The organism is Mycobacterium sp. MYCO198283 (assembly GCF_021213805.1).
Taxonomy (GTDB): Bacteria; Actinomycetota; Actinomycetes; order Mycobacteriales; family Mycobacteriaceae; genus Mycobacterium.
The window spans coordinates 190281-204256 of the sequence record NZ_JAJQJI010000008.1 but is presented as its reverse complement, the minus strand read 5'-3'; the positions used below and the strand labels follow the sequence as shown (position 1 = coordinate 204256).

Sequence of the window (13976 nt, the reverse complement as noted above, 5' to 3'; positions counted from 1 at the left end):
GCCATGACCGCTCCGGCCACTTCCTCCGTCACCGTCCGCATGGCGATCAGCGGCACCATCGTCGAGCGCCGCGACGCCGACGAGGTGCTCGACATCGTGTCCACCCGCCTGCAGGCGGCGACCGCGCGCGGGCTCGCCGTCGGCTCGGTCAACCTCGACCACCTGCACCATTTCCGCCGGCTGGGCGCCACCGGACCGGGCGGCCTCGAATGGCTGCTGCTGGCCGACGGCGCGCCGGTCGCGCTGCGCGGCAGGGTGCTCACCTCGCAGCCCTGGCCGCGGGTGACCGGCGCGGACCTGCTGCCCCGCGTGCTCGAGCTGGCCAGCGCCCGCGGGTGCCGGGTCGGCTTCTTCGGCGGCACGCCGCACACCCACGAGCTGTTGCGCGCCGCGCTGGCCCGGCAGTACCCGTCGCTGAACATCGCGGGCATGTGGGCACCCGACCCCGAGGTGGTGGACAAGCAGTCGCCGCTGCTGGCGGCGCAGATCCGGGCCGCGGGCACCGACATCCTGGTGGTGAGCCTCGGCAAGCCGCGCCAGGAGCACTGGGTGGACCGGTACGGCACGGCCACCGGCGCCCGGATCTTCCTGCCGTTCGGCGGGGCCATCGACTTCATGGCCGGCAAGACGCAGCGGGCGCCGGACTGGATGCGCCGCGTCGGACTGGAGTGGTTGCACCGGCTGACCCGCGAACCGCGCCGGCTGTTCCGCCGCTACCTCGTCCAGGGGCCGGTGTCGTTGCTGCGCGCCGGCCGGGCGCAGCTCATCTACTACCCGGGCGTCTACTACGCCGGCGAACCCGCCCCGGTCGCGGCCAGATCGCAGCCCGAGCCGGCGGACGAGCGCGTCGTCACGCTGCCGACCAGGCGCGCCGTCGCCGAGCCGGTTCCGCACGCCCGTCATGGCTGAACCGGGCACCGCCACGGTGACCCCGGCGGCGGTCTCCGACGGGCGCGTCGCCCGCAGCTTCTCGGTGCAGCTGCTCTGTCGCGGCGCCGGCATGGTCGCCTCGGTGACGTCGGTGGCGATGACCGCCCGGTACCTGGGCCCCGACCGCTACGGCCAGCTCACCACCGCCGTCGTCTTCATCGGCCTGTGGACGAGCCTCACCAACCTCGGCATCGGCACCGTGATCGTGCGGCGGGTGACGTCGGGTCGCGGCGACCTGCAGCGGCTGACCGCTGTCAACAGCGGGCTCTCGCTGGTGTACTGCCTGCCGCTGGCCGTGGCCGCCGCCGGGACGGGCTGGCTGCTCTACGACGACACCGATGTGCGAGCGATGCTCGCCGTCTTGGCGTCCTCGCTGGTGATGGCGACGATGACCAGCCGGTTCGAGCCGGTGTTCATGGTGACGGTCCGGTTCACCGCCGTCGCGGTGTCCGATCTGGTCAGTCGCGTCGGCACGCTGGCGGCCGTGGCGTGGTTCGTCCACAGCGGGGCGGGCCTGGTGTGGTTCGCGGTCGCACAACTCGTGCCGCCGGCCGTTCAGCTGGTGGTGCAGGGCGTCGCGGCCTCCCGGCACATTTCGCTGCGGCCGGTGTTCGCGCCGCGCGAAGCCGCCGGCCTGCTGCGGGAGAGCCTGGCGCAGCTCGGCGTGATCGTGATCGCGGTGCTGTACTGGCGCGCCGACGGGGTGATCCTGTCGCTGCTGAGCAACCCCGCCGAGGTCGGCGTATACGGGCTGGCGCTGACCATCGCCTTCAACACCGAGGTGCTGTCCACGTTCTTCCTCAAGTCGACGCTGTCGACGGCGACCGAGCTGTACGCACGGGACGGCGCGGCGTTCGCGGCGTTCCTGCGACGCAGCGTCGAGACCATGTACCTGCTGGCCATCCCGGTCGCCGTGGTCGGGGCGGCGCTGGCCGAGCCGCTGATCGCGTGGCTGGGTGACGCCGACTTCGTCGACCGTGGGGCGCCCGCGCTGGCGCTGCTGTTCGTCGCGATCGCGCTGCGCTTCGTCACCGGCACGTTGGGGCAGGGCTTGTTCGCCGCACACCACCAGAGGTTCCTGCTCCGGCTGTCGGTGGCGACGCTTGCGCTCAACGTCACGCTGAACCTGGCGCTGGTCGGCCGCTTCGGCGCGCTCGGCGCGGGAACGGCGCTGATCTGCACCGAGCTGTTCGGTATGGCAATCGCCAGCACCCGGTTGCACCGGGTCTGCGGGTACCGGCCGCCGGCCGGCTACGCGCTGCGGGTACTGGTGCCCGCCGCCGCTGCCGCGGCCGCCGCGGTGCTGCTCGCCCACCAGCACGTCCTGGTGTCGGCGGGCGCCGCCGTCGCCGTCTTCGCGGCCACCACGCTGGCGGTCGGCCCCATCAGGCTCTCGACCGTCACCGCCGCAGTGCGCGGCCGCGCATCCCGCCGACAGGAGGCCGACCATGCCCCGTGACCTCGAGCGCGCCTATCTGCGGGCACCGTCGCCGCGCGCACCGCGCCGCGAACGCCCGCTGGCGGTGCTGATCGTCACCTACAAGAGCCACGACCTGGTGGAGAAGTGCCTGGCCGGGGTGGCCGAACACCTGCCCGGGCTGCCGGTCTACGTCTACGAGAACACCGGTGACGGCTACCCGGGCCGCCGCGAGCTCGCCGCGCGTCACCCGGAGGCGCACTGGGTGCTCGGCCCCCGCAACCTCGGCTACGCCGCTGCCGTCAACGCGCTCGTCGAGCACGTCCCGCCGACGCACGACCTGCTGCTGCTCAATCCCGACGCCTCGCTGCTGGGTCCGCTGGACCGCACCCGCGCGCTGCTGCAGCAGCCCGGCGTGGCGGCGGTGTCACCGCTGGTGCGCGACCACGCCGGCGCCGGCGGCGCAAACTGGGACGTCGCCATGCGCCGGCGCGGCCTGCTGCGCGCGCTCGTCGCCGACGCCGGCTATGCCGACCGGCTGCGCGGGACGCCGCTGTCCCACCTGTATGCCCGTCAACCCGCCGAGGACGAACCGATCGAGGGCTACCTCTCGGGCGCCTGCCTGGCGGTCAACCGCGACGCCTGGAACGACCTCGGCGGGTTCGACGAGGAATTCTTCCTCTACGGCGAGGAAACCGACTGGCAGGCGCGGGCACGACGAGCCGGGTGGCGGGTCCTGCTCGCCGACGAACTCGGCATCGAGCACGGCTGCGAGCCCGGGGACGGCGGATCGGCGCACGGCGCACCCGTCCGGCGCGCCGAGCGTGGCCGAGCCGACGACCTGCTGCGCGCCAACCTCGCGCTGCTGCTCGAGCACTCCCACGGCGTGCACCATGCCGACGCCTACCTCGCCGGCACCACCGCGCTCGAGCGGATCCAGCGCTCGAAGCGAGCGGCGCTGCGCCGCAGCCGGTCCCGCCGTCGCCGTGGCCTGCCGCAGATCGTCATCACCACCAACCGGCTGGGGTACGGCGGCGCGGAACGGCAGAAAGCGCTGCTGGCGGCCGAACTGGACCGGCGCGGCTACCCGGTGACGCTGGTGTGCCTGCAGCGCTTCGGCCCGGTCGCCCGCGACGTGCCGCACAGCGTTCGGCTGGTCCGCCAGCCGTGGTGGGCGCCGGTGCTCGACATCCCGGCCGGCCCCGCCGTCGTGATCACCGGGAACACCCGCACCGAAACGGGTTTCGCCACGCTGTGGCGTGCCGCGGGCCGGTCGCGGCGCTGGTTGTGCGCCGCCCACAACTCCTCGGCGCTGACCGCGGGGATGCGCCGCGCCGACGGCTACCTGGCGCTGTCCTCGTCGCACGCCGAGGTGATGGCGGGCGGGCGACGGCTGCCCGGCGCGATGTTCGTCGCGCCCAACGGCGTGTCGGCCGCCGCCGACCTGGCCGCCGACCCGCCGGCACGTCCGCGGCGCGCGCCCGGCGATCCGCTGCACCTGGTGATGCTGTCGCGGATCGACGAGCACAAGAACCCGCACTGGCTCATCGAGGCGCTGGCAGCGATGCCCGAGCTGCCGTGGACGCTGTCGATCTACGGCGACGGCCCCGACCGCGCCGGCCTGGAGGCGGCCACGCCGGCGGAGCTGGGCGACCGGGTGCACTGGCACGGCTGGTGCGCCGGCCCGGAACCGGCGTTGGCGGGCGCCGACCTGCTCTGCGTGCCGAGCCGGTGGGAGGCGTTCCCGATGGTCATCCTCGAGGCGATGGCCCGCGGCGTTCCGGTCGCCGCATCGGCGGTGGGGTCCATCCCGGAGATGCTCGACGCCGGGCGCGCGGGCGTGCTCGTCGACCCGGTGTCCGTCGCGGGCTGGGGTGACGCGTTGCGCCCGCTGCTCGCCGATCCCTCGCCGCTCGCCGAGCTGGGCCGGCGCGGCTACGACCGCATGCGCACCCATTACACCGTCGAGTCGATGACCGACGCCTACGTCGACGCGATCGGCGGCGTGCTGTGACGCTGCGCGTGCTGTGGCTCTCGCCGTGGATGCGCCCCCTGGCACGCGTGCAGGCCGAAGCGCTGCAGCGCCGCGGCGTGCAGGTGCTGCTGGTGACGACGGACGCGCACCCGGAGTCCGACACCGCACGCGACTACGAGCTGGTGCTCGACACCCGGCTGCGCACCCTTTCCACCTGGCCGGCCAGCCTGGCGGCGCGGCGCCGGATCCTTGACTTCGCCGCCGACATCGCCGTCACCGAACTGGTGCACGACCCGCGGTGGATCGCGTTTGCCGGCCGGCTGCCGCGGGTCCAGATCGTCCACGACGACGTGTTGCGCGATCCGGGTGAGCGGCTTCCCAGCCTCAAGCAGTCGGTGTTCACCCGGTGGGCGGCGTCGTCGACGGCGACGGTCGTCTACAGCCGGTACGTGGCAGCGCGGATCGCCGACCGCCGCGACGTCGCGGGGATGCCGGTGTATCCGGTGCCGCTGTGCAGCGACCTCGATCCGGCGCTGGTGCCGCCGCTGGCGCCCGCCGCGCAGCGCCGCGACTTCGTCATGTTCGGCCGGCTCAACCCGTACAAGAACCTCGACGTCGTCCTCGACGCCTGGTCGTCGCACGTCGCGGGTCCCGGCTGGCGCGGCGACGAATTGGTGCTGCTCGGCGACGGCGTGACCCGCTCGCTGCCGGGCCGCGTGCGCTGGCTGCCGGGCAATTTCCGCTACCGGGACGTGGTCGAGGTGCTTGCCCGCGCCAAGGGGTCGGTGGTGCACTACCGCGAAGCGTCCCAGAGCGGGGTGCAGGTGCTGTCGATGCAGCTCGGCGTGACGCCGCTGGCGTCGACGGCCGGCGCGTTGCCGGAGTTCCAGCCGCCGGGCGGCCGCGCGGTGGGGATCGACGACGTGGCGGGGCTCACCGCACTGTTCGACGACCTCGCCGACCCGCAGACCGCGGCCTGGCGCGGATCCGCCGCGGCCCGGCACTACGCCGGCCGGTTCACCGCCGACCACACCGCCGAGGCGCTGCACACGGTGCTCAAGACGACGCGGGCTGCCGCTCGCGGGCGACCAGTTCCTGCCACAGCGCGCTGAGCCGCCGGTACCAGGCGGTGAGGCCGAAGTCCCCGGCCCGGTCCGCCGCGGCGGCGCCGAGCCGGCGCCGCAGCGCGTCGTCGGTGACCAGCCGCTGCAGCGCCGCGGTGAGCGCGGCACGGTCCCCGGGCGGCACCAGCAGGCCGTCGACGCCGTCGCGGACCACCTCGGCGATGCTGCCGACCGGTGTGGTCACCGGCGCGAGCCCGTAGGTCATCGCCTCCAAGAGCGCCATCGGCAGACCCTCCTCGTAGGAGGGCAGCGCGAAAAGGTCGGCGTCGCAGAGCAATCGGTGTCGCTCGGACGCGCCGACCCAGCCGAGCACGGACACCGTCTCGCCGACACCGGCGGTGGCCGCCGCGGCGGCCACCCGTTCGACGTCGCCGTCCCCGGCCAGGCTCACCCGCAACCGCGCGCGCACCGACCCGGGCAGGGCGGCGACGGCGGCCACCAGGTCGTAGCTGCCCTTGCGTGCGCCGAGGCGGCCCAGCGACACCAGGTGCAGCTGCGCGCCGGTCCGCCGGGGCGCCGGACGCGGTTCGGGCAGCGGGGCGGCGTTGTGCAGCACGGAGATCCGCTGCGACGGAAGCCGGAGCCGGCCGCGGTAATCCTCGCGCAGCCGCTCCCCCAGCACCAGCCAGTGGTCGGCCCGCAACGCCGCCACCACCAGCCGCCGCAGCGCCGGCGGCAGCCGGTCGAACCAGCCGGGGAAGTCGTAGCTGTGGGCGTGCACCACGGTGGCCACCCCGGTCAGCCGCGCCGCGAGCAGCGGCACCGCCTTGCGGACGACGCTGCCGCCGTGCGCCAGGTGCACGTGCAGCACGTCGGCGCGGCCGGCGAGCACCAGCGCGGCCGCCCGGATCATGCCCGCCACGCCCACCGCGAGCCGCCGCAGCGGGGGCGCATCGACGTAGGTGGCCACCACCCGGATCGACACGCCCGGGTCGGGGTGGTCGAGCAGCTGGGACATCACGGTGGCCATGCCGCCGCGGCTGGTCGCCGACGCGGGCGCCGGCCCGACGACCAGGACGCGCAGGGCGCTCACGCCGAGCCGCCGGCGGGGGTCAACTCCCCGGCGGCCGGCAGGTCCTGCGGCGTGTCGTCGCGCCGGTCCGCCAGCGCGAAGCAGGCCCCCAGCGCCACGCCGAGCACCAGGGCGTTCGTGAGGTTGAGCGGCAACGGGTCGACCACGCACACCGCCAGCAGCCCCACGCCGACGGCCGCGGCGCTGCGGGCCGCCGGGCGCCCGGCGCGCAGCGCCTTGGCGACCGGCACGAGGGCGAACACGGCGAAGCCGGCCATGCCGACGACCCCGGCCTTCACCAGCCACCAGAGGTAGAAGTTGTGCGCGTAGGTGGTGCCCAGCGTCGACGTGAAGGTGCCGGGCTTGCCGAAGGGCTGCTGGTAGGCGTAGCCGATGCCGTGACCGAACACCGGCGCGTCCTGGAACGCCGCCAGCAGGTTGTCGTTCTCGGCGACGCGCGCCTGCGCCGAGGAGTCCTCGGCCAGCGCGTTCGAGGACACCCCGCCCAGCACCCGGTGGCTGAACGCGTCGACCTGGCCGGCCAACCAGTCGCCGGGCTCGGTGTGCTGGAGCAGGAACAAGCACAGCGGCACCGTCACCGCAAAGGCGACGACCGCGCCGAACACCAGGACGGCGGTGCGCCGGACCGCGCCGAAGCCCGCCTGCGCGAGCATCGCGACGATGGCGGTGACGGCCAGCCCGATGAGGATGCTGCGGGAGAAGGACAGCAGCGTGATGACGAGCGCGGGGACGCCGAGCGCGAGGAACCACACGGGCCGCACGCGCCCCACGATCTGCACTGCCACCAGCGCCAGCAGCACGGCCATGGCCGGGATCTGACTGGCGGTCAGCAGCCGCACGGAATCGGCGCTGCCGGTGATGTCGGACAGGCTTTCGGTGCGGCCCGCGAGCTTGAGGCCGGTCAGCGAGCTGGCGACGATCATGCCGGCCGAGAACCACAGCACCACCGCCAGCACCTTGGCGGTCTCGGCGACCGACCGCTCACCGCGGTCGGCGACGATCAACACGGCGAGCACGAAGCCTGCGACCATCTCCAGCAGGTAGGTCGCCTCGTAGGCGACCCGCTCGGCGTCGTTGCCCACCGACGCGCCCATGATCGCGAAGTATCCGACGGTCAGCGCCATGAGGCCGGGGAGGACGAACCACGACGCGCGCGGGCGCAGCGCGACGATCAGGAACACCACCGCGGCGAGGACCGCCGCCTGGTAGACGTACACCGAGAACGGACCGATCACCTTGCCGACGTGCACGGCGGCGGGCAGCGAGGCGCAGGCGAGGAAGACCGCGATCCACACCATCCCGAACGGCCGGATCAGGAAGACCGCGAAGCACGCCAGCGCGCCGATGAAGATGATCCCCGGCGTCAGTGAGCGGACCGCCAGGACGCCCGCGGTGAAGCAGGCCACCAGGAAGCCCGCGGCGACGAGGGCCGACCGCAGCGCACCGCGGCCGGGCTGCGGTTCGGCGGTCACGCCGTGCTGCCGACCCGGGCCTGGTAGGCGCGCGCGGCGGCCTTGGTGTGCCGGGGCACGGGGGCGGCGGTGAGCACCGTGCCGATGACCTTGCCCCCCGCCGCGCGCAGGTCGTGCAGCGTGGTCTCGACGTCGTCCAGCGTGCTGCGCCCGGCCCGGACCACCAGCACGGTGGCGCGGCACGCCGCCGACAGCAGGCCGGAGTCGGCGGTGGCCAGCGTCGGCGGCCCGTCGACGATGATCCGGTCGAACAGCCCGGTCATCTTCTCCAGGATCTCCGGCAGCACGGGTGCGCCGAAGTTCGGGTCGGTGCCGGCCGGCTCGTTGGCGGCCAGCACGTACAGGTTGGCGTAGGGCGTGGAGCAGATCGCGTAGTCGAGTGCGTCGCGGTTCGCCAGCACGTCGGCCAGGCCGTTCTCGCTGCGCACGCCCACCAGGTCGGCGATCACCGCCTGCCGGGTGTCACCCTCGACCAGCAGCACGTACTCGCCGGTCTCGGCGAAGGCCAGCGCCAGGTTCAGAGCCGTGGTGGTGGTGCCCGCACCGCAGGCCGGCGCGGTCACGAGCAGGGTGCGCGTCTGCTGCCCGGAGAGGTTGCGCAGCCGGGCGCGGAAGCCCCGCATCTCTTCGTCCATCGGCCCGCCGGCGCCGAACCACGCGTCGGCGGTCTTGCCGCCGTCGGGGCCGGGCAGCGCGGCCAGGGTGGGCAGACCGGTGATCTCGTCGACCTGCTCGCGGGTGCGTACGGTGCGGTCGGTGGTGTTGCGGATCAGCGCGGCGATGATCGCGACCAGCACGCCGGCGACGAGACCCAGCGCCAGGTTGCGCACCGGGTTCGGGCTGACGGCGTGTTCCGGGACGACCGGCCGCTCGACGACGGTGGCCGACGCCTGGGTCGCCGCCGGCTGACCGCGCACGGTCGCCTCGATCTCGGGCACCAGGGCGGTGAACTGGTTGGCCATGGCGCTGGCCAGCATCGCGACGCGCTCGGGGTCGGAGTCGGCGACGGTGAGGGTGAACACCGTGGAGTCCGGCGCGTAGCTGACCGTCGTCTTCTTCATCAGCTCGTCGACCGAGAGCGGCAGCCCCAGCTGGTCGATCGCGCGCTGCGCGACGGTGCGGCCACCGGCGATGTCGGCGTAGGACGACAGCCGCTGCTGCGAGACCTGGGTGGCCTCGAACGCCTCGTTCACCGTGGTGGTGCCCGAGAACGACATCAGGATTGTCGCCGACGCCTCGTAGGTCTTGGTCTGCAGGACGGTCACCGCGCCGGCGCCCAGGAGGCACACCACCAGCGCGAGGACCGCGACGCGCCAGCGAGCGGCCACGATGCGTACGAAAGTGCGGAAGTCCACCGGCTTTCCTCCCAGTTCGTCACCGCGGCGGCTGAGCCTTCACTGTGACGGTCTTCGCAAACGAATTATGCTGGTCGCAAGCCGGGTAAGCGCAGCTGAGCGGGTAAACGGTGCAACCGAGGAGCACTGTACTAAACGTTTGCTGAAAACGCACCTTTGCGCGGAAAGACCAGGAGGACGACCGGTCCGCCGCGGTCGGCGCGCTTATCCGGGCAGGCCGTCGAGGGCGCCGCGGCCGGCCAGGAGCGCCGTCAGCGCCTCGATGACGCCCGGCGCGGCGGCCACCACGGCGCCGGCCTGCAGATCGGCCGGAAAGCGGACGGCCGCGCCGGCCTCGGCGGCGATCAGCGCGCCCGCCGCCCAGTCCCATTCCTTGAGCCCGTGCTCGTAGTAGCCGTCGAGGCGGCCGGCTGCCACGGCGCAGAGGTCGAGCGCGGCCGAGCCGATGCGCCGGATGTCTCGCACCGCCGGTAGCATCTCGGCCACCACCGCGGCCTGCCGGGCGCGCCGGTCGCGGGCGTAGGCGAAGCCGGTGCCGACCAGCGTCATCGCGAGGTCGGTGACGGCGGTGCACCGCAGTGGATGCCAGGCGCCGTCGGCGTCGCGCACCCGGGCGCCCGCGCCGCGGGCGGCCGCGTAGAGCGTCCCGGCGGCCACGTCGGCCACCGCGCCCGCCACCGAGACACCGTCGACGCGTGCGGCGACCGACACCCCGTAGGCCGGAATGCCGTAGACGAAGTTGACGGTGCCGTCGATGGGGTCGAGCACCCACGTCACCGCGCCGGGTCGCGCCGGCGCCGACGGCCCGCCCTCCTCTTCGCCGAGCACCGGCTCTCCCGGTCGCGTCGCGGCGAGCCGGTCGCGCAGCAGCCGCTCGGTCTCGGTGTCGACGACGGTCACCGGATCGGTCGGCGTGCTCTTGGTCCGCACCGATCCCCCGGCCGCCGCGGCGCCGAAGACCTCGGGTCGGCGCCGGCGCACGTGCGCGGCGGCCTCGGCGGCCAATTGCACTGCCGTTTCCCGGAGTTCGGCGGGGTCGTGGAGCACGGTCACGCTGTCATCGCAGCACACCGGCGCCGCCGAGGACCAGGTGCCCGGGCCGCGGCGCGGTTTCGCGGCCAAGCACCCCGGGCGGGCGCCGACGCACTACAGTTGAGCGGGCCGACCGCCGCCGCAGGCCGCCGGAGAGCCCGCTTTCGCAGCCCGCGTGAGGAGCGCCATGACCGCCATGAACACGTCGAGCGCGGACCCGGTTGCCCTGCCACAACGCCGCGGCTTCGGGGTCGATGTCGGCGGGAGCGGCGTCAAGGGCGGCATCGTCGATCTCGGCACCGGCACGCTCGTCGGCGAGCGGTTCAAGCTCCCGACGCCGCAGCCCGCCACCCCCGACGCCGTCGCCGCCACGGTCGCCGCCGTCGTCCGGGAATTCGGCTGGACAGACCGGGTGGGCGTCACCTATCCCGGGGTGGTCACCAACGGCACCGTGCGCACCGCCGCCAACGTGGACAAGGCCTGGATCGGCACCAATGCCCGCGGGGTCATCGCCGAAGCGCTCGGCGGACAGCCGGTCACCGTGCTCAACGACGCCGACGCCGCCGGGCTCGCCGAGGAACGCTTCGGCGCCGGCCGCGACAACACCGGTGTGGTGGTGCTGCTCACCTTTGGCACCGGAATCGGATCGGCGGTGATCCACAACGGCGTGCTGCTGCCGAACACCGAGTTCGGGCACCTCGAGGTGGACGGCAAAGAGGCCGAACACCGCGCGGCGTCGTCGGTCAAGGAGCGCAACGACTGGAGCTACCGGCGGTGGGCGCCGGAGGTCACCAAGGTGCTCGTCGCCATCGAGAACGCGATCTGGCCGGACCTGTTCATTGTCGGCGGCGGCATCAGCCGCAAGGCCGAGAAGTGGGTTCCGCTGCTGACCAACCGCACCCCGGTGGTCGCCGCGACGCTGCAGAACACCGCCGGAATCGTCGGCGCCGCCATGGCCGCCGAGGCGGACGTGACGCACGGAACGATTCCGCTCGGCCAGGCGTGAGCCCGCCGGGTCGTTACAATGGTCGACGGCGGCCGCTGCAGCGATAGCGGCGAATATCTCCAGCCGATATCGACGCCGACATTCGACATAGCGCACGACGAAGCCGATTGTGGTGAAAACCAGCCCCGGCGGCGTCCGGCGCGCGTGAAGTGATTTGGAAGGGTGGACGTGGCAGCGACGAAAGCAAGCCCGGCGACCGAAGAGCCGGTGAAGCGCACCGCTACCAAGACGCCCGCCAAGCGCCCGGCGAAGGCCAACGGGTCGGCCCCCGCCAAGCGGGCCGCCAAAGCCGCCCCCAAGACCGCGGCCGGCGAGGACGCCAAGCCCACGAAGCGGGCGCCCCGCGCCGCGAAGGCCGCCGACGGTGGGCGCACCCGCGGGGCGAAGAAGGCGGCGCCGAAGGCCAAGGACGACGGCGACGAGCTCGAGAGCACCGAACTCGACGGCGGGGAGCTCGACGCCGCCGATCCCGCCGATCTCGAGGTGGACGGCGACATCGAGATCGACGAGCTCGACGAGGCGCGCGAAGCCGAGCCCGCCGAGACCGCGACCGTCGTACCGGCCGCCGCCGCTGCCGACGACGAGGACATCGCCGAGCCGAGCGAGAAAGACAAGGCATCCGGCGACTTCGTCTGGGACGAAGAGGAATCCGAGGCGCTGCGCCAAGCTCGCAAGGACGCCGAGCTCACCGCGTCGGCGGACTCGGTCCGGGCGTACCTGAAGCAGATCGGCAAGGTCGCGCTGCTCAACGCCGAAGAGGAGGTCGAGCTCGCCAAGCGGATCGAGGCCGGCCTCTACGCGACGCAGAAGCTCGAAGAGTTCGCCCGCAAGGGCGAAAAGCTGAGCACCGCGATGCGCCGCGACTACCAGTGGATCCAGCGCGACGGCGACCGGGCCAAGAATCACCTCCTCGAGGCCAACCTTCGCCTGGTCGTGTCGCTGGCCAAGCGCTACACCGGCCGCGGCATGGCGTTCCTCGATCTGATCCAGGAGGGCAACCTCGGCCTGATCCGCGCGGTCGAGAAGTTCGACTACACCAAGGGCTACAAGTTCTCCACCTACGCCACCTGGTGGATCCGACAGGCCATCACCCGCGCCATGGCCGATCAGGCCCGCACCATCCGCATCCCGGTGCACATGGTCGAGGTCATCAACAAGCTGGGCCGCATCCAGCGCGAACTGCTGCAGGACCTGGGCCGCGAGCCCACGCCCGAGGAGCTCGCCAAGGAGATGGACATCACGCCGGAGAAGGTGCTGGAGATCCAGCAGTACGCGCGTGAGCCGATCTCGCTCGACCAGACCATCGGCGACGAGGGCGATTCCCAGCTCGGTGACTTCATCGAGGACTCCGAAGCGGTCGTCGCCGTCGACGCGGTCTCGTTCACGCTGCTGCAGGACCAGCTGCAGTCGGTGCTGGAGACGCTCTCGGAGCGCGAAGCGGGTGTGGTGCGGCTGCGGTTCGGCCTCACCGACGGCCAGCCCCGCACGCTCGACGAGATCGGTCAGGTCTACGGCGTCACCCGCGAGCGGATCCGCCAGATCGAGTCGAAGACCATGAGCAAGCTGCGCCACCCCAGCCGCTCGCAGGTGCTGCGCGACTACCTGGACTGACGGCCGATCACCCGACGGCTGTCACGAAGACGCCGTCGGCACCACATCGCCGCGTCAGCGGTCGACCGCGCGGCCCGACTGGTCGGCCAGTGGGCGCTGTGCGGCGGCCCAGACGATCAGGTACTCCAAGAGCAGCCCCGCGCCGGCGAACGCCCATTGCGCGGGGTTGAGGAGCTCGCTGAAGAAGTACCAGGCGGCGCCGTAGGCCGCGATGATCGCGATGGCACCGATGATCCAACCGAATCGCCCCACGGCCGAAGATCTTACCGAGGTTGCCGACGGCGCTCGTCGCACCGGACGTGCTCATCGATATCGAGGCCGACGCCATCGCCGATCGCGGAGTTCAGCCCTGCGTGAACGGCGCGAACGCCCCATCAGGGCCGGGACGGAAATCCGTGACGCGGATCACAGCTCCGGTCGGTAGGGGTCCGTACAAATGGGGGAACACCATTGCTCCCGGGTCAGTGGCCACCCCGGGTTCCCACCTCACCGGTGCGTCCAGGCGCTCCGGGTCGACGTGAAGGAGCACCAGATCGGTGCGGCCGGCGTAGAGCCGGTTCGCCGGCAGGTGCACCTGATACGGCGCGGAGAGGTGGATGAACCCGACGGACCGCAACGATTCGGGGCTGTGGTGACCGACCAGCTGGGCCGCGGCCCACTCGTCGGCGCCGCAGAGGTGTAGCAGGAGCGGGGATGTGGCTTCCACATCGACCAGCTTGCCGCAACGTGGGGACGGTGAGAGATCCCACAGCGGTGAGCACCAGGGGAACAAGGCCGAACGGCCGAGTGTCTGACACAGTGAAGACACGTGAGAACGGAGGAGCCATGACCGCCACTCTGACCAGACCAGAGCTGACCAAAGCCGATCGGTGCGATCGGTGCGGCGCCGCGGCTCGCGTTCGGGCGACCCTGCCGTCCGGTTTCGAGTTGTTGTTCTGCCAGCACCACGCGAATGAGTACCAGGCCAAGCTCGTCGAACAGGCGGCCGTGCTGGAGACCAGCGCCGCGGCGCAGGACTGAG

Annotated in this window: 13 protein-coding genes; 7 read left to right on the top strand and 6 right to left on the bottom strand. The window is 72.8% G+C overall.

The features are described 5' to 3' along the window. Positions 1 to 3 precede the first annotated feature (3 nt). From LV457_RS16575 to LV457_RS16560, 4 genes are read left to right on the top strand one after another with little or no spacing between them, the layout of a single operon-like run. Entirely contained in the window at positions 4 to 909 is a 906-nt protein-coding gene (locus tag LV457_RS16575) for a WecB/TagA/CpsF family glycosyltransferase (RefSeq protein WP_232172475.1), read from the top strand. Then, entirely contained in the window at positions 902 to 2389 is a 1488-nt protein-coding gene (locus LV457_RS16570) for a flippase (protein WP_232172473.1), read from the top strand. Before LV457_RS16575 ends, LV457_RS16570 begins: the two co-directional genes overlap by 8 nt. After that, positions 2379 to 4361 (top strand): glycosyltransferase, encoded by a 1983-nt coding sequence (locus LV457_RS16565; protein ID WP_232172471.1) that lies wholly within the window; start codon positions 2379 to 2381, stop codon positions 4359 to 4361. Before LV457_RS16570 ends, LV457_RS16565 begins: the two co-directional genes overlap by 11 nt. A gap of 8 nt (positions 4362 to 4369) precedes the next feature. After that, on the top strand, positions 4370 to 5434 hold the full coding sequence (locus tag LV457_RS16560) for a glycosyltransferase family 4 protein (RefSeq protein WP_232172649.1): 1065 nt from the start codon (positions 4370 to 4372) through the stop codon (positions 5432 to 5434). Here LV457_RS16560 and LV457_RS16555 read toward each other — a convergent pair. The 4 genes from LV457_RS16555 to LV457_RS16540 all read right to left on the bottom strand — a co-directional run bounded on the left by LV457_RS16555 (position 5379) and on the right by LV457_RS16540 (position 10359). Beyond that, a complete protein-coding gene (locus LV457_RS16555) occupies positions 5379 to 6479 on the bottom strand; it encodes a glycosyltransferase family 4 protein (protein ID WP_232172470.1) in 1101 nt (366 codons plus the stop codon). The two genes, LV457_RS16560 and LV457_RS16555, sit on opposite strands and share 56 nt — an antisense overlap. After that, positions 6476 to 7951, bottom strand: a complete 1476-nt coding sequence (locus LV457_RS16550) for an O-antigen ligase (RefSeq protein ID WP_232172468.1) — start codon at positions 7949 to 7951, stop codon at positions 6476 to 6478. The genes LV457_RS16555 and LV457_RS16550 overlap by 4 nt, the downstream gene beginning before the upstream one ends. Beyond that, positions 7948 to 9306 carry a polysaccharide biosynthesis tyrosine autokinase gene (locus LV457_RS16545; RefSeq protein ID WP_232172465.1) on the bottom strand — a complete coding sequence of 453 codons (1359 nt, stop codon included), beginning with the start codon at positions 9304 to 9306 and terminating at the stop codon, positions 7948 to 7950. Before LV457_RS16545 ends, LV457_RS16550 begins: the two co-directional genes overlap by 4 nt. Before the next feature lie 204 nt (positions 9307 to 9510). After that, positions 9511 to 10359 (bottom strand): inositol monophosphatase family protein, encoded by an 849-nt coding sequence (locus LV457_RS16540; RefSeq protein WP_232172463.1) that lies wholly within the window; start codon positions 10357 to 10359, stop codon positions 9511 to 9513. A gap of 166 nt (positions 10360 to 10525) precedes the next feature. On the opposite strand from LV457_RS16540, the gene ppgK reads away from it, so the two are divergent. Together ppgK and LV457_RS16530 are read left to right on the top strand one after the other, a co-directional pair. Further along, a complete protein-coding gene (ppgK, locus tag LV457_RS16535; RefSeq protein ID WP_232172461.1) occupies positions 10526 to 11344 on the top strand; it encodes a polyphosphate--glucose phosphotransferase in 819 nt (272 codons plus the stop codon). A 168-nt stretch (positions 11345 to 11512) separates the two neighbouring features. Further along, positions 11513 to 12955: an RNA polymerase sigma factor gene (locus tag LV457_RS16530; RefSeq protein ID WP_232172460.1), complete on the top strand. Its 1443-nt coding sequence runs from the start codon at positions 11513 to 11515 to the stop codon at positions 12953 to 12955. A gap of 54 nt (positions 12956 to 13009) precedes the next feature. On the opposite strand, the gene LV457_RS16525 is transcribed toward LV457_RS16530, so the two are convergent. After that, the gene (locus LV457_RS16525; protein WP_232172459.1) at positions 13010 to 13207 is read right to left on the bottom strand and encodes a hypothetical protein; all 198 of its coding nucleotides are present in this window, start codon (positions 13205 to 13207) and stop codon (positions 13010 to 13012) included. 91 nt (positions 13208 to 13298) lie between these two features. Further along, positions 13299 to 13661: a DUF952 domain-containing protein gene (locus tag LV457_RS16520; protein ID WP_232172458.1), complete on the bottom strand. Its 363-nt coding sequence runs from the start codon at positions 13659 to 13661 to the stop codon at positions 13299 to 13301. A 119-nt stretch (positions 13662 to 13780) separates the two neighbouring features. Here LV457_RS16520 and LV457_RS16515 point away from each other — a divergent pair, with 119 nt between their 5' ends. Further along, complete coding sequence (locus LV457_RS16515) at positions 13781 to 13975, top strand: hypothetical protein (RefSeq protein WP_232172456.1); 195 nt, start codon at positions 13781 to 13783, stop codon at positions 13973 to 13975. Position 13976: the final 1 nt, after the last annotated feature.

What these genes read in the sequence shown, in the direction of transcription:
- LV457_RS16575 (WP_232172475.1), top strand. Translation starts at nt 4, where the DNA reads ATGACCGCTCCGGCCACTTCCTCCGTCACCGTCCGCATGGCGATCAGC.
- LV457_RS16570 (WP_232172473.1), top strand. Translation starts at nt 902, where the DNA reads ATGGCTGAACCGGGCACCGCCACGGTGACCCCGGCGGCGGTCTCCGAC.
- LV457_RS16565 (WP_232172471.1), top strand. Translation starts at nt 2,379, where the DNA reads ATGCCCCGTGACCTCGAGCGCGCCTATCTGCGGGCACCGTCGCCGCGC.
- ppgK (WP_232172461.1), top strand. Translation starts at nt 10,526, where the DNA reads ATGACCGCCATGAACACGTCGAGCGCGGACCCGGTTGCCCTGCCACAA.
- LV457_RS16515 (WP_232172456.1), top strand. Translation starts at nt 13,781, where the DNA reads ATGACCGCCACTCTGACCAGACCAGAGCTGACCAAAGCCGATCGGTGC.